At 37.5% G+C, this 208-nt stretch carries 1 pseudogene; it reads left to right on the top strand.

Annotation, left to right across the window (positions count from 1 at the left end):
* A pseudogene (locus GNY06_RS15390) lies at positions 1–166 on the top strand (IS256 family transposase); the annotation flags it as partial.
* Between the last annotated feature and the right edge of the window lie 42 nt (positions 167–208).

The following is a 208-nucleotide window of genomic DNA, read 5'->3' as shown; positions in this document are numbered from 1 at the left end:
TAAAGGTGCTTTTCCTTCAGAACAGGCACTGATGAAGCTAATGTATCTGGTAATACAGAATATCAGTAAAAAATGGACAATGCCTATCCATAACTGGGGTATGGCATTATCACAACTTTATGTTAAATTTGGAGAGAGAATTCTCAAGGAAAAAAACAGCTTTTGAGGAGCATTAATTTAGAACCTGACACAGTTCGGGTGACACTCC

It is taken from the genome of Elizabethkingia argenteiflava (assembly GCF_009904105.1).
In the GTDB taxonomy this organism is placed as follows: domain Bacteria; phylum Bacteroidota; class Bacteroidia; order Flavobacteriales; family Weeksellaceae; genus Elizabethkingia; species Elizabethkingia argenteiflava.
The sequence above is the reverse complement of the archived record's forward strand: the minus strand, read 5'-3'. Positions and strand labels throughout refer to the sequence as shown.